This is a genomic window from Streptomyces sp. NPDC001157 (genome assembly GCF_053598255.1).
The window spans coordinates 1-22,458 of sequence record NZ_JBSFJW010000031.1; the positions used below are offsets into that span (position 1 = coordinate 1).

11 protein-coding genes are annotated in these 22,458 nt (G+C 70.1%); 7 read left to right on the forward strand and 4 right to left on the reverse strand.

Annotated features, from left to right (window positions below):
- Window positions 1-391: 391 nt before the first annotated feature.
- Genes ACWDAG_RS36685 through ACWDAG_RS36695 form a run of 3 tightly spaced genes read left to right on the forward strand, consistent with a single transcriptional unit; the run spans window position 392 to window position 2,948 of the window.
- The gene (locus ACWDAG_RS36685) at window positions 392-676 is read left to right on the forward strand and encodes a polyprenyl synthetase (protein ID WP_450699879.1); all 285 of its coding nucleotides are present in this window, start codon (window positions 392-394) and stop codon (window positions 674-676) included.
- Entirely contained in the window at window positions 669-1,721 is a 1,053-nt protein-coding gene (locus ACWDAG_RS36690) for a polyprenyl synthetase family protein (RefSeq protein WP_450699880.1), read from the forward strand. Before ACWDAG_RS36685 ends, ACWDAG_RS36690 begins: the two co-directional genes overlap by 8 nt.
- Window positions 1,722-1,778: 57 nt before the next feature.
- On the forward strand, window positions 1,779-2,948 hold the full coding sequence (locus tag ACWDAG_RS36695) for an oxygenase MpaB family protein (protein WP_450699881.1): 1,170 nt from the start codon (window positions 1,779-1,781) through the stop codon (window positions 2,946-2,948).
- Between the two features lie 463 nt (window positions 2,949-3,411).
- On the opposite strand, the gene katG is transcribed toward ACWDAG_RS36695, so the two are convergent.
- Both katG and ACWDAG_RS36705 read right to left on the reverse strand, forming a co-directional pair.
- Window positions 3,412-5,601 carry a catalase/peroxidase HPI gene (gene katG, locus ACWDAG_RS36700; protein ID WP_450699882.1) on the reverse strand — a complete coding sequence of 730 codons (2,190 nt, stop codon included), beginning with the start codon at window positions 5,599-5,601 and terminating at the stop codon, window positions 3,412-3,414.
- A gap of 254 nt (window positions 5,602-5,855) precedes the next feature.
- A complete protein-coding gene (locus ACWDAG_RS36705; protein WP_450699883.1) occupies window positions 5,856-8,609 on the reverse strand; it encodes a SpoIIE family protein phosphatase in 2,754 nt (917 codons plus the stop codon).
- A gap of 182 nt (window positions 8,610-8,791) precedes the next feature.
- Here ACWDAG_RS36705 and ACWDAG_RS36710 point away from each other — a divergent pair, with 182 nt between their 5' ends.
- The 3 genes from ACWDAG_RS36710 to ACWDAG_RS36720 all read left to right on the forward strand — a co-directional run bounded on the left by ACWDAG_RS36710 (window position 8,792) and on the right by ACWDAG_RS36720 (window position 14,018).
- Window positions 8,792-9,904, forward strand: a complete 1,113-nt coding sequence (locus tag ACWDAG_RS36710; RefSeq protein ID WP_450699884.1) for a PP2C family protein-serine/threonine phosphatase — start codon at window positions 8,792-8,794, stop codon at window positions 9,902-9,904.
- A 1,605-nt stretch (window positions 9,905-11,509) separates the two neighbouring features.
- The gene (locus ACWDAG_RS36715; RefSeq protein ID WP_450699885.1) at window positions 11,510-12,616 is read left to right on the forward strand and encodes a ricin-type beta-trefoil lectin domain protein; all 1,107 of its coding nucleotides are present in this window, start codon (window positions 11,510-11,512) and stop codon (window positions 12,614-12,616) included.
- A gap of 994 nt (window positions 12,617-13,610) precedes the next feature.
- Entirely contained in the window at window positions 13,611-14,018 is a 408-nt protein-coding gene (locus ACWDAG_RS36720; RefSeq protein WP_450699886.1) for a barstar family protein, read from the forward strand.
- 348 nt (window positions 14,019-14,366) lie between these two features.
- On the opposite strand, the gene ACWDAG_RS36725 is transcribed toward ACWDAG_RS36720, so the two are convergent.
- Window positions 14,367-17,273, reverse strand: coding sequence for a response regulator (locus ACWDAG_RS36725; RefSeq protein ID WP_450699887.1), 2,907 nt, complete (start codon window positions 17,271-17,273; stop codon window positions 14,367-14,369).
- Between the two features lie 763 nt (window positions 17,274-18,036).
- Here ACWDAG_RS36725 and ACWDAG_RS36730 point away from each other — a divergent pair.
- Entirely contained in the window at window positions 18,037-21,735 is a 3,699-nt protein-coding gene (locus ACWDAG_RS36730; protein WP_450699888.1) for an nSTAND1 domain-containing NTPase, read from the forward strand.
- Here the strand turns inward: ACWDAG_RS36730 and ACWDAG_RS36735 are convergent.
- Window positions 21,713-22,375: a hypothetical protein gene (locus ACWDAG_RS36735; RefSeq protein WP_450699889.1), complete on the reverse strand. Its 663-nt coding sequence runs from the start codon at window positions 22,373-22,375 to the stop codon at window positions 21,713-21,715. The genes ACWDAG_RS36730 and ACWDAG_RS36735 overlap by 23 nt on opposite strands.
- Window positions 22,376-22,458: the final 83 nt, after the last annotated feature.

A 22,458-nucleotide genomic window follows, 5' to 3' on the forward strand; every position in this document is an offset into this window, starting at 1 on the left:
AACCTCATGACCCGCCGCCTCACCCATGAAGCCACCACCAACTGGCGCGACCGCTAAGCCAAATGAAACAGACAACCGAGAATGAAACGCTCACTAAAGTCACGCATGGCCCGAGAGCTACCCCCGAGTGAACACGGCGCAAACCGCGAGTCGTTGCCCGGAATCGGATCGGCCGAATTCGCGTGCCGACAACCGGCGGCAGCTCCACGCGACGGCAAGCGGCTGGTCGCCGCTCTCGCTCTGGCCAGGGCCACTCAGGTCGCAAACCCGTTCATGTGATCACTCGATGCGGTAATCCGGGCAACGCGGAGTGATCGCGCGGTCATCCTGTGATCGGCGACGCCGCGAGCCGGCGTGTGCCGCATCCGACCGACAACGCAGGGGGATCGGTATGACATCCACTCCGAAGAGCGGCCAGGGTCTGGACGAGCAGGTGGTGCTGCTCGTCGCGGGTCTGGCGGACCTGGCGGTGAGCGCCATCGGCTCGGCCGCCGGAACCGTGCAGCAACTGCTGCGCCGGTCCGACGGGCTCGAACTCGCACGGGATGCCCAACAGGACCTGATGGCCCGCGGCCGTATCGCCCTGGATCGCGTCTCATCCGTCCCCCCTGCCCACCTGGAGGTGCTGGCGCAGCACGCTGTGACCCGGCAGGCGGCGTCCGCCAGCGATGTCTGACCGCTGGGATCCGGCCGGATTCAAGGACCGTATCGACGCCGTTCTGGACGACTTCCTGAGCGGCGAAGCCGAACATCTTCTCGCGATCGACGACGCTCTGAAGCCAGTCGCCGAGCAGTTGCAGGTGGCCGCGCGGCACGGCAAACGCCTGAGGGCGGCCTTCTGCTACTGGGGGTGGCGTGCGGCCGGCCAGCCCGAGAGCGATGCTCTGATGCGTGCGGCTGCCTCCATGGAGCTCGTCCATGCCGCGGCGACCGTCCACGACGACATCATCGACGACAGCCCACTGCGTCATAACCTGCCCACCGTTCACATCTCCCTGCAGGCCCCCCTCGCCGGGCATCCACAGGCGCGCGCTGCCGCCCGCTCGCTCGCCATGCTGGTCGGGGATCACCTGATGGCGCTGGCGGGGCAACTGTTCGCCACCAGCGGCCTTCCCGCCGCCTACCTGGCCAGGGCCCGGCCGATGTGGGCGCAACTCGCGCGAGAACTGATCGCAGGCGAATGCCTGGAGATCCTGACCACGGGCGCGCACCCGGACCCGGACGTGTCCCTGAAGGTCGTCCGCTACAAGACGGCCAAGTACACCGTCGAGCAACCCCTGCTCATCGGTGCCCTTCTCGCGGGCGCCTCCCCAAAGCTGCGGGCCACTCTGTCCGGGTACGGGCTACCGCTGGGGGAGGCGTTCCAGCTGCGCGACGATCTGCTGGGCCTCTTCGGCGAACCGGAGGACACGGGCAAAGCCGGCCTGGACGACATTCGCGGCTACCGACCCACCGCGCTGCTGGCCATGACCTGGCAAGCCGCCCTTCCCGCACAGCGTGAGCGTCTGGCGGGCGTGCTGGGGCGCCGTGACCTGGGCGAGAAGCACCTGCGGGACGTACGCGAGTTGATGGTCGCGCTCAAGGCCCCGGAACAAGTGGAAAACATGATCGCCTCCCGAGTGCGGGAAGCCGTCGGCCGCCTGGGCGGGCTCGACATGTCTCAGCAGGCACGGCGGGCCCTGACCGCTCTCGCCCACTCCGCCACCGACCGCCGCAACTGACCCCCCCGCAACGGCCACCGCACACCACCGTGCGGCCTGTCGAGAAGGACTGCTGACATGACCTACACCGAAGCCTCGATGAACGCCCTGCGCCAGTCCGGCGACGAACTCGCCGACGCCGTCGTGACCACACTGTTCGAGCGGGGGGAGGTCGGCACGTTCAACACCCTGATGCGCTACGTCTCCACCGCCGGCTCACCCCTGCCCGATGGACTGCCCGAGGTCGCCCGCGAGTACCTGCAGACCACCAGCGTGCCCCCGTCCTGGGTGGACTGGGGCGAGATGGAGAAGGCCCGGCTGTTCTTCATCGACAACAACGTGCACATCTCCACTGCTCTGTCCTTCGCCTCCATGCCCGCCTGCTACGTCGTGCCACACGTTGCCAGGCTGCTGTCCGCCACGCACGGGCTGAGCTACCCGTCCAAGCGGATGGCAGAGACAGGCCAGTTCACCGTCTACCTGATGCAGCCCGACGCTTTCGAAGCGGGAAGCCGCTTCATCCCCGCCGCGCAGAAGGTCCGTCTCCTGCATGCCTCCATCCGCCACCACCTGAGGCGCGAGAACCGCTGGGACACCGAGGCCCTGGGGACGCCGATCTGCCAGGAGGACATGATCGGGGGGCAGATGTTCTTCTCCCTCCTCGTCCTGGACAGCCTGCACCGGCTCGGGATCCACATGTCCACCGAAGGCGCCCAAGCGTACTTCTACGCATGGCGCGTGGTCGGCGCCATCCTCGGGGTCGACCAGGATGCCGTGCCCAAAACCCTTGAAGAGGCCCGGCAGTTCCTCGACCTGTACATGATCCGCCACATGGGCCCCTCGGAAGAGGGCGCCCACCTCACCCGACAGCTGATCGACCTCTACGAGGAGGTCGTCCCCGGCACCTTCTTCGACCCCATCGTCACCGCCCTGCTGCGCTACCTCGTCGGCGACACCTGCGCCGACTGGCTCCAAGTGCCCCGCACCGGCTGGGACAGCGTGGTCAAGATCGCGCCCAGCCTGCTCGGCGTGCTGGAGACCATCGAGGACAGCTCACCGCTGGGCGCCTGGGCCCTGGACCGTCTCGGCCACCTCACCACCGTCTTCGAACTGTCCTCCCTCACCCGCGGCCGCGTCATGCACTACGCCATCCCCGAACAGCTGAAGAAGGACTTCGGCATCAGCGGCAACGTGCCCCCTACCCACCGCTGGACTCCTCCCGCACCCACCCCAGCGCGAGACACGTGAGGCGGAGCACCGAAGCGCTCGGCTCAACGTGCCACCCCACGCGCCGGAATGCGAAATTGGGGTGGACCTCCTCCGGTGGTGGCTGGCTGGAGGAACGCCTGCACGAACGCTTTGCCGCACGAGCCCTAGGCGGCGCGTGGTTCGATTTCCGTGACGTCGCGGACCCGGTACAGATGATTGCCTGGGGCGCGCGCAAACTGTTGCGGCAGTCCGGAGCGGCTGGCCCAGGGCCGGTGAGCTGCGTTGACGATCCTCAACTTCCCCGTGGACGACATCGAAGCCGCCGTCGATGAAATGGAGCGGCGCGGCGTGAACCTCGAGCGCTACCCCGGATTCGACCACGACGAGAAGGGCGTCGTCCGGGGCGGCAACGGCGGGCCCGCGGCGATCGCGTGGTTCACCGACTCCGCCGGGAATGTTCTCTCCGTGCTCTCCGCGTCATCGCCCCGACCAGGACATCGGGTCAGGAGAGGTCGAACCGATCGAGGTTCATCACCTTGTCCCACGCGGCCACGAAGTCACGCACGAACTTCTCTCCCGCGTCCTGGCACGCGTAGACCTCCGAGACGGCCCGAAGCTGGGAGTTCGAACCGAGGATGAGGTCGACCGCGGTGGCGGTCCACTTGAGCTCGTCCGTGGCGCGGTCCCGGCCTTCGAACGCGTTCTCGTCCGAAGCCGATGTCTGCCACTGAGTGCCCATGTCGAGCAGGTTGACGAAGAAGTCGTTGGTCAGTGTCTCCGGCCGGTGCGTGAAGACGCCGTGCGGGGATCGCTTGAAGCCGGTGTTCAGGACCCGCATGCCGCCGATCAGCACCGTCATCTCGGGAGCGGTCAGCGTCAGCAGGTTGGCGCGGTCCAGCAGGAGGGTCTCCGGCGACAACTTCTCTCCCGTCCGGAGGTAGTTGCGGAATCCGTCGGCCCTGGGTTCGAGCACGGCGAACGACTCCACGTCGGTCTGTTCCTGCGAGGCGTCCGTGCGCCCCGGTGCGAACGGGACCGTGATGTCGTACCCGGCGTTCTTCGCGGCCTGCTCGACGGCCGCGCACCCGCCCAGGACAATCAGGTCGGCGAGCGAGACCTTCGTTCCGCCGGCATGCGAGAGGTTGAAGTCCTGCTGGATCTGCTCCAGCGTCTGCAACGCCTCGGCCACCTCGGGCAGGTGGTTGACCTCCCAGTCCCGCTGCGGTGCGAGCCGAAGCCGTGCCCCGTTGGCCCCGCCACGCTTGTCGGTGCCGCGGAAGCTCGCCGCCGCCGCCCAAGCGGTGGTGACCAGCGGGGAGATGGACAGTCCCGAGGCGAGGATCCTGCTCTTGAGGGCGGCGATGTCCTCGTCTGTGACGAGTTCGTGATCGACCTCGGGGACGGGATCCTGCCACAGTTGCGGCTCGGGAACCCACGGGCCGAGGTAGCGCGCGACGGGTCCCATGTCGCGGTGCAGCAGCTTGTACCACGCTTTGGCGAACGCCTCCGCGAGCTTGTCCGGGTTCTCGTGGAAGCTCTTCGCGATCGGGCCGTAGACCGGATCCAGCTTCAGCGCGAGGTCCGTCGTCAGCATCATGGGAGCGTGCCTCTTCGACGGATCATGAGCGTCGGGCACCGTGTCCTTGGCCGAAGGGTCCGTGGGAGTCCACTGTTTGGCACCGGCGGGGCTCGTCGTCAGCTCCCAGTCGTACCGGAACAGGTTGTCCAGGTACCCGTTGTCCCACCTCGTCGGCTCGGTGGTCCATGCGCCCTCGAGCCCACTGGTGAGCGCGTCGGCGCCCTTGCCGCTGCCGTACATGTTCCGCCAGCCGAGGCCTTGCTGCTCGACGGGGCAGGCCTCGGGTTCCGGACCGATGTACGCGGGATCGACGGCACCATGACACTTGCCGAAGGTGTGACCGCCGACGATGAGTGCGACCGTCTCCTCGTCGTTCATCGCCATGCGCCCGAATGTCTCGCGAACGTCCCGGGCGGCGGCGATCGGATCCGGGTTGCCGTTGGGCCCCTCCGGATTGACGTAGATCAGTCCCATCTGCACCGCACCAAAAGGCGTGGCGAGTTCCCGGTCGCCGCTGTAACGCTCATCTCCGAGCCAGGTGTCCTCGGGCCCCCAGAAGATTTCCTCGGGTTCCCAGATATCCTCTCGCCCGAAGCCGAACCCGAACGTCTTGAACCCCATTGATTCCATCGCGCAGTTGCCGGCGAAAACCAGGAGGTCGGCCCAGGAGATTTTCCGGCCGTACTTCTGCTTGACCGGCCAGAGCAAACGGCGCGCCTTGTCGAGACTCGCGTTGTCCGGCCAGCTGTTGAGGGGGGCGAAGCGCTGAGCGCCGCTGCCGCCACCGCCCCGGCCGTCGGCGATCCGGTACGTGCCCGCCGCGTGCCAGCTCATCCGGATGAAGAGCGGCCCGTAGTGGCCGTAGTCGGCAGGCCACCAGTCCTGCGACGTCGTCATCACCTCGAAGACGTCCCGCTTCAGTGCGTCCAGGTCGAGGGTCGCGAACTCCTTCGCGTAGTCGAAGTCCTCGTCCATCGGATTGGAGCGGGACGAGTGCTGGTGGAGAATCTGCAGGTCCAGCTGATTCGGCCACCAGTCCCGGTTTGTCCTGGGCCGAGTCGGCGTGGGGGTCGGTGAGGGGATTGCTGGGTTCTCGCTTTCGCTGCCGGACACGTCCGTCCTTCTTTCTGTCTCCGTGTTTCCACGCACAATGCCGATGATGGTGATGTGTCGGCGTCCGTATGGTCGCGCACCGCACACCGCACCGCTACGAAACACGCAGAGCACCGCGCATGACAGACGTGCGACGAGCGGCTGCTTTCTGCTTCCCTTGGCGCAAAGACCTTCTGGCGCAAACCGAATCCGGGTTCCCGGATATTCTGACCGCAAACCGTCGGAGAAATGGCCGGGGACTCACGCCGGTGCCCTCACGTCGGGGCTCCCGGGCCGGCCGCCTCCTCGTCAGGGGGCGTCGGCACGTCGGCCGGTGCCGGGACGGGCTGCTGGACGGCCTTGGGCAGGGCCTGTTCGGCCCAGATCACCTTGCCCTGCGGGGTGTACCGGGTGCCCCAGCGCTCAGCCATCTGCGACACCAGGAACAGGCCCCGGCCGCCCTCGTCCGTGGTCGCTGCGTACCGCAGGTGCGGTGAGGTGCTGCTGCCGTCGGACACCTCGCAGATCAGCGTACGGTCGCGGATCAGCCGTACGTGAAACGGCTCGGCGCCATAGCGGATGGCGTTGGTGATGAGCTCACTCAGGACGAGCTCCGTGGTGAAGCCGAGTTCTGACAGGCCCCAGGCTTCGAGCTGCTCGGACACGGCGTCGCGCATCCCCGCGACCGCCGCCGGGTCCGGCGGTACATCCCAGTCGGCGATCCGGTCGGGCGGCAGTTCCCGCGTGCGGGCGACGAGCAGGGCGACGTCGTCCTTGGGGCGCTCGGGGAGCAAGCTGTCCAGCACGTCCTGGCAGGTCTCCTCGGGCGCCCGTCCGGGGTGGCCCGTCAGCGCATCGCGCAGCAGATCCATTCCCAGGTCCAGGTCGCGCCTGCGGTCCTCGATGAGGCCGTCGGTGTACAGGACGAGCTGGGTTCCCTCCACGAGGCACAGCTCCGCGGTCTGGAACGGCATGCCGCCGAGGCCGAGGGGCGGGCCGGCCGGCACGTCCGGGAAGGTGACGGTTCCGTCGGGCTGGACCAGTGCGGGCGCCAGATGCCCTGCACGCGCCGTGACGTAGCTGCGCGTCACGGGGTCGTAGATCCCGTACAGGCAGGTGGCGCCCACGAGGCCTGCGGCACTCTCGGCCGCCTCGTTCTGGTCGATGCGGCCGACCAGGTCGTCCAGATGGCTCAGCAGCTCGTCGGGCGGCAGATCGAGGGCGGAGAAGTTGTGCACCGCGGTCCGCAGTCGACCCATCGTGGCGGCGGCGTGGAGGCCGTGGCCGACCACATCGCCCACGGCCAGTGCCACCCGGCTCCCCGGCAGGGGAATGACGTCGAACCAGTCCCCGCCCACGCCCGACTGGGCGGGGAGGTAGCGGTAGGCGATGTCGAGGGCGTTCTGCTCGGGCACGGCCTGGGGCAGCAGGCTGCGCTGGAGGGTGACTGCGAGGGCGTGCTCACGGGTGTAGCGGCGGGCGTTGTCGATGCTTATCGCGGCACGGGCCACCAGTTCCTCCGCCAGCGACAGGTCCTCCTCGTCGAAGGGCTGACGTGGTCGCGCGCGCCAGAAGTTGGCCATGCCCAGCACGACGCCGCTGGCCTGGATGGGGGCGCTGATGAGGGAATGGATGCCGTAGTCGATGATCGCCTCGGCGCGCCCCGGGTCCTGCACGCGCCAGCCCGTGGCCGTCGGCAGATCGCTCACCCGCTGGGAGCGGCCGCTGCCGTAACCGCGCGCCTGGGGCGTGGAGGGAAGGTAGTCGAAAAGCCGCCCCTGTTCGGAGAGCGGATGGTCGTCCCGGATGCCGCGCACGGCAGCGCGTCGCATGTCCTTCGCCGTGGGCGCCGGCTCCTCGCCGTGCAGGACGGCGTCGGCCAGGTCCACAGTGACGAAGTCCGCGAAGCGGGGAATGGGGACGCGCGCCAACTCGTCGGCGGTGCGCAGCACGTCCAGCGTGGTACCGATGTGGAGTCCGACGTCGTACAGCAGCCTGAGCCGTTCCCGCGCCACATCTGCCCTGCCGGTCACCGCCTGCAGTTCGGTGGTGTCGCGCAGCGTCACCACCGTCCCTTTGGGGCCGCCCTCGCGATCCGTGGGCCGCTGGTTGACCGCGAGCAGCCGATCTCCGGCGAGGTGCACCTCGTCAGTGGCCTCGTGTCCGGAGGCGAGAAGCGCCTTCGTCTCGGGATCGAGGCCCGGCAGATCCGAGACAAGCCGTCCTTCGACGTCCGGGGGCAGCTCCAGCAGTCGTCTGGCTTCGTCGTTCGCCAGCATCAGCCGCCCGTCGGCAGCCACGATCAGCACCCCTTCCTTGACGGAGTGGAGCACCGTGTCGTGGTGCTCGTACATCAAGGTCATCTCGTCCGGGGCCAGGCTGTGTGTCTGCCGCCGCAGCCGTCGGCCCACCAGGACCGTCACACCGGTGGACAACGCGAGCGCCCCGGCCCCTGTCCCCAGGATGATCGGTAGTTGCCGGTCCACCTGACTTTCGACGTTCTTGACCTTCATCCCGGCCGAGACGAGGGCCACCACGTTGCTGTCGGCGTTCTTGATCGGGACCGTGGCCTGCACCTCGCGACCGAGCGGGCCGTTGACGCTCTCCACGTAGACCTTCCCCGCCAGCGACGGCCCGATCTTGCCCACGAACCGCTTTCCGATGCGGTCCGGCAACGGGTGCGTGTACCGGATGCCCTTGGTGTCCATGACCACGATGAAGTCGACGCCGGTGGCCCGGCGTGCCGCCTCGGTGAGCGGCTGGAGAATTTTGCTCGGCTCCGGGGCCCGCAGTGCTGCCAGGATGCCTGGTGAGTGTGCGAACGTCTGCGCGACGGCAATGGAGCGGCGCTTGGCCTCGGCGCTGGTGTCCCGCTCCGACTGCAGGACAAGGGCAAAGACGCCGGCGGTTACGAGCAGCACCACCAGGGCCACCTGGAAAACCAGCACCTGCCCGGCCACGCTTCGCGTGCCCTTGCTGATCAGCCCCTTTGCTGAGGGGCGCTGAAAACGGGCGAAACGACTCGCCATGGGACCTTTCTAACACCGGTGATCCCAAGTGGCCAGGCCTGCCTGTCCTGCCCTTGCTCGGCTGAGTTCGGGTGTCTGTGTGGTCATGCGCGGTATGGGCCGGTCCTCCGGGCGGGGCACGTCCCCCGATCACTTGCTTGCGGTGCGTGACGTCCCCGCGCCCGATGTCCGCTCTGGTCGATATGATGCATTTTGTGATCATGCTTGGGCGGCTGTGGCGCCGTCGTCCTGCCTACGGCGGCCGATGGGAAGCTGCCCGGCTGTCACCCGTGATCCTGACCATCCTCATCGCCGGCCTGGCGTTCTCCACACCCAGGGAAATCGCCGTCAGCCGCCTTCTGCCCGCCGCACCCGCCCTTGCCGCCGCGATGTGGCCCGTGCTCCCCACGATCCTGTTGGGGGCGTTCTGCCTGCTGACCATGATCGTTCTCAGCTTCTTCTACACCGATCTGGGGACGCAGTACACGTCGGCCGCGATCATCGCGGTCACTTTGGCGGCCGCGTACGCGAGCCATGTCCGGCTTCAGCGGGAGGAGATACTCTTCCAGGTCCGGCTCGTCGCCGACGCGGTCCAGAAGGTGCTGCTGCGCCCGCTGCCACGCCGCATCGAGGACGTCGAGATCGAGTCGCTGTATCTGGCGGCCCAGGAGCAGGCCCGGGTCGGCGGTGACTTCTATGAGGCGATCGGTACACCGCACGGGGTCCGGCTGCTCATAGGCGACGTACGCGGCAAGGGCATGGCCGCGGTGGGGGCGGCCTCGGCGGTGATCAGCTGCTTCAGGGAGGCCGCGTACGACGAGCCCGACCTGCAGGGCATCATCCACCGGCTGGAGACCACCATCACGCGCCACAGCGCTGCGTTTCCCGTCCAGGACCAGTCGGAGCACTTCGCCACCGCTCTCCTCGCCGAGATCCCGTACGGCGGCGGCCACATGCGACTGCTCAACTGCGGGCATCCTCCACCGCTGATCGCGCACCGTGGGCAGGTCCGGGTCCTCGAGCCCACCAGCCCCTCGCCGCCCCTCAACCTCGCGGAGCTGATCGGTGACCGCTACTGGGTCGACATCGTCGCCATCGCCCCGGGTGACCAGTTGCTGCTGTACACGGACGGCGTATCGGAGACCCGGGACCACATGGGCGAGTTCTTCCCGCTGTCCGACTGGATGCGGCGGCAGGGCCTGGAGCAGCCCCGCGAGATGCTCGACCGGCTGCACAGAGATCTGCTGCAGCACAGCGGCGGAAGGCTCGACGACGACATCGCCGCCCTCGCGCTGAAGTGCTCTCGGGGGCCATGACGGGAGGAGCTGCGGGGCGTCGTGGTGGTTCGAAGTGGACTGAGGATGGTCAGTGGACGAGACCTGGGTCGCAACGTCTCTCGCTGCGCAGGTATCAACGACGTCAAGGCGTCAAGTTGTACGTGGTCAAGGTGACCGCACTGTTGCCGGAACCGGTATCGACCGACGTCGAGTTGGCGAAGTCGGCCCCCAGGCTCCGCCTCCCGCAACCGGTCCTCGTCTCCCAGCTGCGCACCTCTGTCACGGGTTTCTACTCCGAGCCGGAGGAGTCACCCGCACCTGAGCCGCACCCCCCGTCCCGGTGTCCGTCGATGAATCGCTGATCGAGGAATGAATACCGTCGGTGACCGCTGGCGAGCTTGGTTGGAGCGCGTCGCAGTTGCGTCCTGGATCGTCTCGTGGGCCGCTACCAGCACGGGGAGATCCCGGTGCTGGTTCGGTGCTGACTCGGACGCCCGAGATCAGTCAAACCCGCTGGTCCTAGCCCCGATCGAATGAGTTGCCGTACCACTCGATGGTGGTGCCGATGAGGCTGGCGGCGACGATGCGCTTGAGATTCGCGGGCGTTGGGGGAGCGGATGCTGCTGAAGCCATGTGCGCCACTTCCTCGTGTGCGGTGGGGACGGATACGTGTTCGCACACCGTAGGAAGGCGCACGTTAGGGGCACATATGGTGGGGCAACATAGTTCGGGGCGCGGCTATGCGCTGGAGCGCCATGCTTGCTTGCGGAGCAGCGGTTGAGAGGCCCATCGGGGGCGGATCGAGTGCAGAGCTCCGCTGCGGCAGGCGACCCGAGCGAAGCCGAGCCTGTCGAGGCGAGTAGGTCTCGGGGCGGCTGAGCGGTCACCATGGCCGCACTCACGCCGAACGCCGGCACGCCGACCGTTGCCCCACCCGTGCAGCGGCCGCCGACGGCCGCTACTTCGGGACGGCAGTGGCCTCGGGCAAGCTCGGCGACTCGACGTTCTCCACCCGAGGCGGAGGTGTGCGGGACGGGTCACGACCGGATCCGTCCCGCACGCCTCATGGGGACCGACATCCCGAGGGGCGGGAACTCTCCCAATGGGTCTGCTCGGCAGGATCAACTCAAAGTCGGGTGAAGGGTGATCGCGCGGTTGGACAGGTGGCCGGTGCGGTCCGGACTGCTCGAAGTGCTTGAGGCGGGCCGAGTGTATGGATCACGGGTTGCGAGCGTCAAGACTTTTGTCGGATCCCATGTTTGACCATGTTGGATCACGCGCGGTCGAACATCTGGCAACAAGACATGGGATGTAAGCGGGCACACGCTGGAGAGGTGGCGGGCGGTGAACGGGTCATAGGGGCGGCGGAGACGGGACGAAACGGCGGAGAGTTCGCCTTTGCGACACCGATCTTAAATTTCTGGCATTCATGGGATGTCCCGGAGGTGGATCAGCGTGGTATCTCTACCGATGCACCAGTGAGGCCGGTCCGCTCGCAGCGCAAGAGGCTCCCCCCACCCACGCCGTTCTGCCAGCACGCCAGACGGCCGACGATGCCGACGGGACGGCACGACGGCCGAGTTGCTGACACGAACGGCGATCAGCCCTGTTGATTCAGCACTCACTCGCAGAAGAGGTCGCTGCATGAAAAGACCTTGGTTACTCCCCCTGGTCACGCTGGTCGCTGCCGCGCTCGGGATGACGGCGACCTGCGTGGCCCCCGCCTCCGCCGCCTCCAACACACCTTTGCGGGTCATGCCGTTGGGTGACTCGATCACCTGGGGTGTCGGAAGCAGTACGGGCAACGGCTACCGGGGTCCGTTGTGGAACGAGCTGGCCGCGGACGGCCATCCGCTGGACTTCGTCGGCACGGTGCGGAACGGTTCGATGTCCGACCCCGACAACGAAGGCCACCCCGGATACCACATCAACGAGATCGCCGCACTCGCCGACGCCTCGCTGGCCCGCTACCGGCCCAACGTCGTGACGCTGCACATCGGCACCAACGACCTCATAGGTGCCTCCGGGCCCAACGCCGCCATCGCCGAGCTGAGGTCGCTGGTCAACCAGATCACTGCCGACGTCCCCGACGCGACCGTCCTCGTCGCCTCCCTGGTCGTGTCCACCAACAGCTCGGAGGAGCAGTGGCGGGGCACGTACAACCAGGCCATCCCCCAGATCGTGAGCGACGCCCAGGCTGCGGGCAAACACGTCGCCTACGTCGACATGAGCGGCCTGACCCCGGCCGACCTGTCCGACCAACTGCACCCCAACGACGCGGGCTACCAGAAGATGGCCGACGCCTGGCACCGCGGCGTCCAGTCCGCGGACAGCGCCGGGTGGCTGAAAAGCCCCGCCTCCGCCCCAGCCCCCGTGCAGTCCGGTATCGCCGGCAAGTGCATGGACGTCAACGGCGCGGGCACCGCCGACGGGACCGCTGTCCAGATCTGGAGCTGCAACGGCGCAGCCAACCAGCTCTGGTCGCTCTCCACCGACGGCACCCTGCGCTCCATGGGCAAGTGCCTCGACGCCGCAGGCGGGGCCACCGCCAACGGCACCAAGGTGCAGATCTGGGCCTGCCACGGCGGCGCCAACCAGGTCTGGCAGCCGTACAACGGCGGCTACCGCAACCCCGCCTCCGGCCGCTGCCTCGACGATCCGGGCTCCTCCACCACCGACGGCACACAGCTCGTGCTCTGGGACTGCAACGGCGGCTCCAACCAGAAGTGGACCACCCTGACCGCCGGCTGACCCCGGCTCCCACGGCGACATGTGACGGCTCGTCAGTCGGCGCGGACCGGAGTCCGCGTGGCGGCGCCGGGCAGGCGGCGGCTCCACCACGCACCGGCTTCGGCTGCGGCGGGGACGCGTCTGTAACAGCCGTATGTCAATTGTTCGGCGGCCACGCTGTGATGCGGTCACCGAACCGTTGCCGGACCACCGAGACATACGGCCGGTCTTCTTGGGTCCGGCCGGGGCAAACCCGCCCCGGCCGGAATCCGACACCATCCCAAGGAGGCCACCATGTCCTCGACCGAGGCCTTGGAGACCCCGCGCGAGAAGCGCTCCCTGCCGTCCCGGCTGCGGGCTCACGCCCGCAAGGCCGTGATCCCGGCCATGCAGCTCAGCGTCACCGTCGGCGGACTCGGCCTGTCCGCCACCGCGCACGCCGCCGATGCCCCCCAGCCGCACCGCCCCGAACCAGACCTGCCCCGCCGGGGCACCGTGGCGCGGCGCGCAGCCGAACAACGTCTCCGACCAGGACTGGCGGGGCGCCGTCACCGCGGCCAACTGCTGGACCGTCCACCAGATCGACCGCGGCAACATGCGGCTCGTCGACAACCAGGGAGGCTGGCCCGGCGACACGCAGGGCAGTGGCTGGTACTTCTGCACGACCGGGACGTGGCGGAATTCTTCGACGTGGTGGGTCTACTACGGCGGTCATTACAACGACCGCGACGGTAGCTCGCGTCTTACCAAGCGTCCTTCGGCGTCCCGAACCAGTACACGGCCGGCCCGCTCGGGGCCTACCGCGAGTACGACGTCAACTCCCACCAGTTCAGTGGGAACGGCAGCCGGGACGCACAGCGGACCGTCCGCAACATCTAGACCGGCCACGTCTACGCGACGTTCGACCGCTACCGCACCTTCCACTACCTCGGCCGCTGGTAGCCGACGGGCGCCCGCCGGGGCAGACCCCGGCCGGCGCGGCTGCGCTCCTACCCCCCCAGCCCGGAAGAACGACATGAACACCACCGCACACTGCATCCGCCCCTTGTCGGCGTCGGAAACGGCCCCCGCGTCGGCGAAGGAGATCCTCGGCACCCGCTGCCGCACCACCATCGACCTGTTCGCCGAGTGGGCCTCGGTGCTCGGCTTCCCGACCTGGTTCGGTCACAACTGGAACTCGTTCGAGGACTGCCTGCGCACCGTGCCCGAGGCCGACGAGTCCGGACCCGTGACGATCGTGCTCCGCAACGCCGCCCTGCTCCTGGAGGACGAGGACCCGGGGCAGCTCGGCATCCTCCTGGACATCCTGGGCAGCAACGACTTCGGCCTGCTGCTCCTGGACGACTCCGCCGACGACCTGGGTCAGCTGGCCCGGCGCATGACGGCGGCAGGCTTTACCCCGCCACCGATGCCGGAAGACTGAGCACCGCCTGCGCCCCGCCCTCCGGACGGTTCCGCAAGACCGGCTCGGCGCTCGGCAACCGGGCCTGGCCCACCGCGAGGGCCAGGCCCAGGCCGGTGCCCTGGGCGGTCGTACGGAAGCACTGCGGGCCGGAGGTGTGCGGGACCGACGCGCAGTCGTGCGCGGCACCGTCCCCCGGCTGCCGGTCGAGCTCGGCGCGAGCGGTGGAGGGCTGGTCGGCGGCGGTGAGGCGGTGGACCAGGAACTCGGCCGTCGCCCCTACCGTGGTCGCCCCTACCGTGGTCGCCGTGGTCGCCGTGGTCGCCGTGGCGAGGGCGACCTTCGCGTCGTTCGTGGGCAGGTGCCCCCTCAGGCGACGCGGAGCTTGTAGCCGAAGCCGCGTACCGTCTCGATCCGGTCCCGGCCGATCTTGCTGCGCAGCCGCTGCACATGAACGTCCACCACCCGGTTGTCGCCGGACCAGGCGTAGTCCCACACCCGCTCCAGGAGCAGGTCCCGGGTGAGGACGGTGCCGGGCGAAGCGGCGAACTCCCGCAGCAGCTTCAGCTCCGTCGTGGTCAGGTGGAGGGGTTCCCCGTCCCTGCGCACCTCCAGTGACACAGGGCAGTACACCAAGTCCCCGAACCGGACCGCACGGGTGTCGGACGGCCGGTCCGCGGGCATGGTGCGACGCAGCAGGGCACGGACACGGGCGACCAGGAGCGATCCGTCGACCGGCCTGGCCAGGCAGTCGTCGGCGCCCGCCTCCAGGCACGTCACCACGTCCGCCGGGGCGTCGCGGTCCGCGATCAGCACTATGGGCACCGCGGACTCCTCGCGGATCCGCCCGGCCAGGCTCATCCCGTCCAGGCCGGGCAGCCGGCCCGCGAGCACGGCGACGTCCGGGCTCTGCTGATGGAACAGGGCGAGCCCGGTCACGCCGTCGGCGGCGGTACGCACCCGGTAGCCGCTCGCCTCCAGGAGGAGCCGGGTGTTCTCTCTTGCCGTTGGGTCGTCGTCGACCAGCAGTACGTCGCATCCGCGGCGGCCTTCGTCGGGCGACCCCGGCTCGGGGGGTGCCATGGCAGGCACGGGGCGTCGCCGCAGCGCCTCCGGTGCGGGCTCCCTGACATCGATATCACCGCCGCCGACGATCCCACCGTCGTGCGGTGTGTCGGCGCCGGAACCGGGGTGGGTGTCGGTGTCGGAACCGGTGTCGCCATGGGAATCGGCGGCCAGAGCGAAGTCGACGGCCCGGCCGGGCGTGTGGTGCTCGCCGCCTTCGGCGAACGCCTCCCTGTACGACGCCTCGCCCAGCGCAGCGATCGCGGCTTGCTCGCAGCGGGCGTGCCACTCGGCCATCTGCGGTCCGAACGCACAGACCGAGCTGCCGGCGTCGCGCCACAGGGCATCCGCCACGCCGAGCAGCCGGGCGGCCCGTTCATGAACGCCGTCGGCGGCGGTGGCCCAGGCGAGCAGTTCCACCATCCTCGCGACCATCGCATGGTCGTTGAAGCCACGCATGCTTTCCAGCGCGGATCGGACCAGGGTTCCTGCGTGCCGGTCACCGCGGGCCCAGGCGTCGTGGCCCAGCGCCATCAGCACCTGAGCGCGACCCCACCGGTCCCCGCTCGCCTCGGCGACGGCGGCGTACCGGCTGCCGGTCTGTGCCGCCCGGGGGTCCCCGGCACACGCCTGGCCGCCGGCCAGCGCGAGCAGCCAGCAGGCCGCCGTGCGCTCGTCGCCCAGCGCGGTCATGGCGGTCAGGGCCGCCCCGTAGCGGCGAATGGCCTCCTGCGGCCGCCCCCGGTACTGCGCGGACACCCCGCGCAGGCCGTCCGCCTGGATCCGCACCCACGCATCGCCCAGCAACTCGCCGAGTGCGTCGACCTCGTCCAGCCAGCGGTCGGCCGTCGCCAGGTCGCCCTGGGTCTGCGCCACCCAGACGGCGGCCAGCAGCGCGCGGGCGCGCTCCGGGCCGGGCTCGGGTGCGGCGGCGAGCACCCGCTCGAACTGGCGGCGCCCCTCACTGAGGAAACCGCCGACGCACCAGTGCCAGCGCAGGGCGGCGACCAGCGCCAGCCGGGACCGCGGGTCACCCTCGTGGTCCAGGGCCGCCAGCAGGTTGGCGTGCTCCGCGCGCAGCCGGGCCAGGTTCTCCTCCTGGCCGGGGCCGTACCAGTTCCGGTCGATGCGGTCAGCGAGGGCCAGGAAGAAGTCGCGGTGGCGTCGGCGCAGTGCGTCCAGTTCACCGGAGGCCGCGAGCCGCTCCCGGCCGTACTCCCGGATGCTCGCCAGCAGCCGGTAACGCCGCTGACCACCCGCCTCGCAGGTCAGCACGACCGACTGGGCGACCAGACGGTCCAGGAGGTCCAGCACCTCGGCCTCGGCGATGCCCTCCCCGGAGCAGACGCCCTCGGCGGCCTCCAGGCTGAACCCGCCGGCGAAGACGGTCAGACGGTTCCACAGCAGCCGCTCGGCCGGGGCGCACAGCTCGTAGCTCCAGTCGATCATCCCGCGCAGCGTGCGCTGATGAGCCGGTGCCGTCCGGCAGCCACCGGTGAGCAGTGCGAAGCGGTTCTCCAGCCGGTCCGTCAGCTGGCCGACGGTCAGCGTGCGCAGCCGGGAGGCGGCCAGCTCGATCGCCAGCGGCAGCCCGTCCAGATCTGCGCACAGGCGTGCGATCCCGGCGTGGCCGGCCTCGTCATGGTCGGTCTCGTCGCCGTGGGACCGCTCCCGCAGAGCAACGGCCCGGTCCCGCAGCAGTTCCACTGCCTCGTCCGGCGGTAGCGGTGGGAGTGCGAGGACGTGCTCGCCCGTGACACCCAGGGTGTGGCGGCTCGTGGCGAGGATGCGCAGCTCGGGAGCGGCCGACAGGAGGGTTCCGGCCAGCTCGGCGCACGCCTCGACCAGGTGCTCGCAGTTGTCCAGCACCAGCAGCGCACGCCGCCCGGCCAGATAACCCGCCAGCTGGTCCAGGAAGGGCAGCGCCCCGAGGTCGGGCACCCGCAGCGCGCCCGCCGCCGTGGCCGCCACCGCCGACGGGTCGGACACCGGCGCGAGGTCCACCAGCCACACCCCATCCGCGAACACCTCCCGGGACGAGGTGGCCACCTCCAGCGCCAGCCGCGTCTTGCCCACACCACCCATGCCCGTGAGCGTCACCAACCGCCGTAGGCACAGAAGGCGGCGGATCTCAGCGCTCTCCTCCCGCCGGCCCACAAAACTCGTGAAGGGGGCGGGCAGATTCCCGCACTCTGCGATCACCCTGGTCATGTTTCCCCCGTTCTCCCGCACCCGGCACGTTGCTGAAGTTCTCACCATGCGGCTTATGACTGTCTGTGGTCGGCCGTGTTCACGGACCTGCACGGCTCGGGAATTTACGAGGGACTTTCCACTGTCTGAGTAGGTCCCGTCCACCGACGGCCGAGGGTGGAGCGCATCCCCACAGCGGTTTCATCATGCGGCACGTGGGCCTTTGATTGATGAAGGAAAGCCTGGCCTGAGGCGACTTGAATCAATTGATTGAGCGGCCTGGAATTGTTTGGCGCCGTGATTCGTGCCGGTGATCAAACGCCCGGCCCGGTTCGAGCTGCGGGCCGTGGCAGGACCGGCACCGAGAGCAACAGCGTCCCCCGGAAGCCGACCAACGCCCACCGCACCACGAGGTGATCTGAAGAGTCTCCCCTCGCGGCTCGGTCACCACTGGAAGACCCGCACCGTCACCGGCGGCAGCTGGGCGGCCCCCGGTACTGAAGCCCGCTTCGGCGGCTTCCCAGACCGCCGCTGCGCCGGTCGCCTCCGCCTCCGGCACCATCGGCACACTGGCCGGGGGCGTGGGACCACTGCCTCCGGCTCGGGCCTCCAAGCCCTCGGCCGTCAGGCGGCGGTTACTTGCCTGTCATTTGCAGGCAACTTGGATGTCACCCGGCTATCCGTAGGGTCGTCATTCGAATGTCAGGATGTCTCGTACCGCACCTATACGGAGGTACGCCTCATGGGGCGGCCCGAGAGACCGGTGGACCCACAGTCCGGTCCCGTGCAACGGCTCGCGCACGAGTTGCGTGAGCTGCGGAAGGCTGCCGGGAGTCCCTCGTACCGGTCGATGGCGAAGGTGGCGGGTTTCTCGGCGACCGCTTTGTCAGTGGCTGCCGCCGGTGAACGGCTTCCGTCTCTCGCCGTGGTTGAGGGCTATGTGCGGGCCTGCGGGGGCGATCCCGCCGGGTGGGAGGTGCGCTGGAAGGCCGCCGAGGCGGAGGCGAACCAGGCGGCCCCGGCGGAGAACAGGGAGGACACTCCGTCGCCGTATCGCGGGCTGGCCCGGTTCGAGCCGGACGACCGGCACCTGTTCTTCGGCCGGGACCGCATGATCGACGAAGTCGGGCACCTGGTGTGCGATCACCGGTTCGCGGTGCTGTTCGGTGCCTCGGGGAGCGGGAAGTCGTCCTTGCTGCGGGCGGGGCTGATCCCGCGCCTGCAGCAGGAGATCGCGGCGCGCGGCTGCCCGGCCACCCTGCGGATCCTCACCCCGGGAGCCGCCCCGGCAACCACGTACGGGCATTTGCTGAGCCCCGCCCCGGAGGAGCCGGAGGCCTGGGTGGTGGTGGACCAGTTCGAGGAGGCCTTCACCCTCTGCCGCGATCCACAGGAACGTTCCCGCTTCGTCGATCTGCTGCTCGCCGCCCGCGACCCGGACAGTCGGCTGCGCGTGCTCATCGCCGTACGCGCCGATTTCTATGCCCGTTGCGCCGAGCACCGGGGCCTCGCGGACGGGCTGCGCGGTGCCGGGCTGCTGCTCGGTCCGATGACGGCTGAGGAACTGCGGGAGGCGGTGGTGGGACCGGCGCAGGCGGCCGGGTGCCGTGTGGAGCGGGCGCTGACCGCCCGTCTGGTGGAGGAGGTGCAGGGGGAGCCCGGCGGGCTGCCGATGCTCTCGCACGTCCTGCTGGAGACCTGGCGCCGCCGCCGGGGAGGGATGCTCACCCTGGCCGGGTACGAGGCCGCCGGCGGGGTGCGGGGCGCGATCGCGGCGAGTGCGGAGGAGGTGTACGGCGGGCTGTCCCCGGCTCAGGCGGGTGCCGCCCGGCGGGTGCTGCTGCGGATGGTCGAGCCGGGCCAGGGCACCCCGGACACCCGCCGGCCGCTGGCCCGGGTCGAGCTGGAGGAGTGGGCGGACGCGGAGGTGCGGGTGGTGGTGGAGCGGCTGACCCGGGCCCGGCTGCTGACCGTCGACGAGGACGGGGTCCAGCTCGCCCACGAGGCGCTGATCACCTGCTGGCCCCGGCTGCACGGCTGGGTGGAGGAGGACCGGGAGCGGCTGCGGCACCACCGGATGCTCGCGGACGCGGCCCGCACCTGGCTGGAGCACGACCGCGACGCGGGCGACCTGTACCGGGGCAACCGGCTGGCCCGCGCGGAGGAGATCTTCTCGGACCACGACAAGGATCCGGCGCTGACGGCGACGGAACGTGACTTCCTGACCGCCGCGCTGGACGCCCGCGAGGCGGAGCGCCAGGCCACGGCCCGGATCAGCCGCAGGCACCGCATCCTGACCGTGTCACTGTCCGCCGTCCTGGCGGTGGCGCTGCTGACGGCCCTCGCCGTCTGGCAGTCCTACGCCGACAACGCGCGCCGGCGTACCCAGGAAGCAGCCCGCCAGGTCGCCGACGTGGCCGACGCGCTGCGCACCACCGACCCGCGCACCGCGATGCTGCTGGGCGTGGCCGCCTGGCGCGTCGCCGAGCTGCCCGAGTCCCGTCGCGCCCTGCTCGGCTCCCTCGCCCAGCAGGAGACGGACACCTTCACCGACCCCGTGCCCGGCGATTCCGCCTGGCGTTCCCTCTCCGCCTCCGGCCACACCCTGCTGAGCCCGGTCGACCGCACCTGGCGGACCTGGGACGTGCGAACGGGCCGACGCACCGGCTCGGGCCGGCTCCCGGGCGGCATGGTTGTCGGGGCGAGCCCGGACGTGCGGGTGCTTGTGGTCAGCGACGAGGCCGGGATACGGCTGTGGGATACGGCCACTGGGCACTGGACCGGCGGTGCCGACCCGCTGCCGCAGTTCACCGACGTCCGCTTCACCGGCGACGACCGCGCTTTCCTGAGCACCGAGGGCGACCGGATGCGGCTGCGCTCGGTCACGGACGGCCGCGTGGTGTTCGAGGCCCCGGCACCGAGTACGACGGCCATGGCGCTCAGCGCGGACGGACGGCGCGCGGCCGTCTGCTCCGGCGGACAGGCCCCGCAGCTGTGGGACATACCCGGTCACCGTGCCCTGTCCGGGGACTGGCAGAGGGACCGTGTCTGCGACGTGGACACGAACACGACTGTCCTCGCGCTCGACGGGGACCGGCTGGCCGCCACCACCGGCACCGGGCTGCGGGTCTGGGACACCGGGACCGGCAAGCGGATCGCCGACTTCGCCGACAATGGAGTGAACCACGTCTCCTTCAGTCCGGACGGCGCCTTTGTGGCGACGGCCGACCACGAGGAGATCCGCGTGTGGCGGCTGGCGGCCCCCGAAGTGCCCGTCTTCCGGCACTCCCTGAACAACCAGCGCCCCTACAGCGGCCCGGCCTGGGACCCGGACGGCCGCACCCTGCGCTATCTGGAGGGCACCACCGTCCACACCCTCGACCTCGGCCCGGCAGTCACCTCCGCCTGGCGCGGCATCCCGCTGGACGCCGTCGGCTTCAGCCCCGACGGCCGTACCTATGCCACGGCCGAGCGAACCGGCGGGCGCTACCTCTTCCGGTTGCGCGCCACCGCCGACGGCCGGCTGACAAGCACCCTGCCCCCGGTCGACGTGCCCGTCTTCCGCGATCCCGCCCCGGTGATCCCCGTCGCCCCTCTGCCCCTGCTGGCGTTCAGCCCGGACGGCACGGCGCTCGCGTACGGGGTCTCGGCGCCCCGCCAGGACGTCGTCTCGCAGTCCTTCACGGTGTGGGACATCGCCCGCCACCGTGTCCGCTCCACCATGGACCTGACTGGAGACCCTGTGGTGAAGACCGCTCTCGGACCCGGTGGACGCACCCTGTACGTCGCCCGCTCCCCTCTCCGGCCCGGCGGCGACCTGTACGGCGAGGCGTGGGACACGGCGGCTCACCGCAGGAAGGCTGTGCTGCCGGGCCTGGCCAGTGTCCACCTGGCCGTCCGCCCCGACGGCGGGCTGTTGGTCGGTGACGGACGGCTCGCCCGGCTGCCGTCGGCCAAGGTCACCAGCCGCGACCTGGTGCAGGGCGAGCACGTGGGCGCGGTGGGGTTCTCGGCCGACGGCTCCGTGCTCGCGGTCGGCGACGACATGGGGCGGGTCGCCCTGTGGGACAGGACAGCACACAGGCGTGCCGGTGTGCTGCGCGACGCCTTCCCGGCCCCGCTCGGTGACCGCCCGGAGGCCGTGAACGCGCTGGCGTTCAGTCCTGACGGCCGGACGCTGGCGGTGAGCGGCGACGCCGGGAGCCTGCAGCTGTGGGACGTGGCGACCCGCCAGCCCCTCGGCACCCCGCTGACCACGCCCGGCGACGTCATCGCGTCCCTGGCCTTCTCGCCCGACGGCAGGACCCTGTACGCGGGCGGGGCGCACGTCCCGCTCCAGCGGTACGCCGTCGATCCCGGACGGGCGATCGCGCGGGTCTGCGCCCGGGCGGGTACCGACCTCACGCGGGAACAGTGGCGGACGTACGTGCCGGACGCGCCCTATCGGCGGGCGTGCGGGGTCAGTGCGGGAGCCGCGGGGTGATCTGCCGGGCCAGCGATACGAGACGGTCGGCGGCCTTCGCCCCGCCTGTCTCCGCGAGGGTGAGCACCCAGGTCCTGGAACCCGCGCGCCACACCACGTAGGCGACGTTCTGTCGCGGCTGCAGCACCACCACGGTCTCGCGGAAGGCGCTCTGCCCCAGTCCGGTGACCTTGGTGGCCTTCACGTCGCGCATGCCCGCCGAGGCGGGGTCGCGGACCAGGCTGTGCGAGGCGGAGACCTCGGCGTCGTAGGAGCGTGCGGAGGGGTTGAGGGTGAGCAGGTTCATCCCGTCGCCGGAGGCGTAACTGCACGAGTCCCCAGCCGTGCCCTTGCCGGGTGCGAGGCGGGGAGCTTGCTTCGGGTCGGTCAGTACCTGGCGGGCGGCGGACCGGTCGAGGACGGCGCACAGGCGGGAAGGGGGCAGGGTCTTGGGCGAGGACGTGACGGCGGGGGTGACGGCGGGGCCGGGCGAGACGGTCGTCACCTGAGCCGCACCGGCGGGGGAGGCTCCGGCAGGCGAAGCTCCGGAGGCGGCCGGGGATGCGCTGCCAGAGGAGCAGGAGGCCAGCAGAGCGCACAGGAGGGCGGCGGCCGCGGGAGCGGCGGTGCGGGGGATACGGCGGGGACGGCGCGGGTGCATGGCCGGGGTTCCTCATGAGGTCGGAGATGGAACGGGGAGGGGGCCCGGCCCCGGTGAGGTGCAGAACACCGGGGCCGGGCCGG

Bases quoted from the DNA above. Each gene is read 5' to 3' on its own strand.
- ACWDAG_RS36720 (WP_450699886.1), top strand. From the start codon at position 13,611: ATGAACACCACCGCACACTGCATCCGCCCCTTGTCGGCGTCGGAAACG.
- ACWDAG_RS36715 (WP_450699885.1), top strand. From the start codon at position 11,510: ATGAAAAGACCTTGGTTACTCCCCCTGGTCACGCTGGTCGCTGCCGCG.
- ACWDAG_RS36725 (WP_450699887.1), bottom strand. From the start codon at position 17,273: ATGACCAGGGTGATCGCAGAGTGCGGGAATCTGCCCGCCCCCTTCACG.
- ACWDAG_RS36690 (WP_450699880.1), top strand. From the start codon at position 669: ATGTCTGACCGCTGGGATCCGGCCGGATTCAAGGACCGTATCGACGCC.
- ACWDAG_RS36705 (WP_450699883.1), bottom strand. From the start codon at position 8,609: ATGGCGAGTCGTTTCGCCCGTTTTCAGCGCCCCTCAGCAAAGGGGCTG.
- ACWDAG_RS36685 (WP_450699879.1), top strand. From the start codon at position 392: ATGACATCCACTCCGAAGAGCGGCCAGGGTCTGGACGAGCAGGTGGTG.
- ACWDAG_RS36710 (WP_450699884.1), top strand. From the start codon at position 8,792: ATGATGCATTTTGTGATCATGCTTGGGCGGCTGTGGCGCCGTCGTCCT.
- ACWDAG_RS36735 (WP_450699889.1), bottom strand. From the start codon at position 22,375: ATGCACCCGCGCCGTCCCCGCCGTATCCCCCGCACCGCCGCTCCCGCG.
- ACWDAG_RS36695 (WP_450699881.1), top strand. From the start codon at position 1,779: ATGACCTACACCGAAGCCTCGATGAACGCCCTGCGCCAGTCCGGCGAC.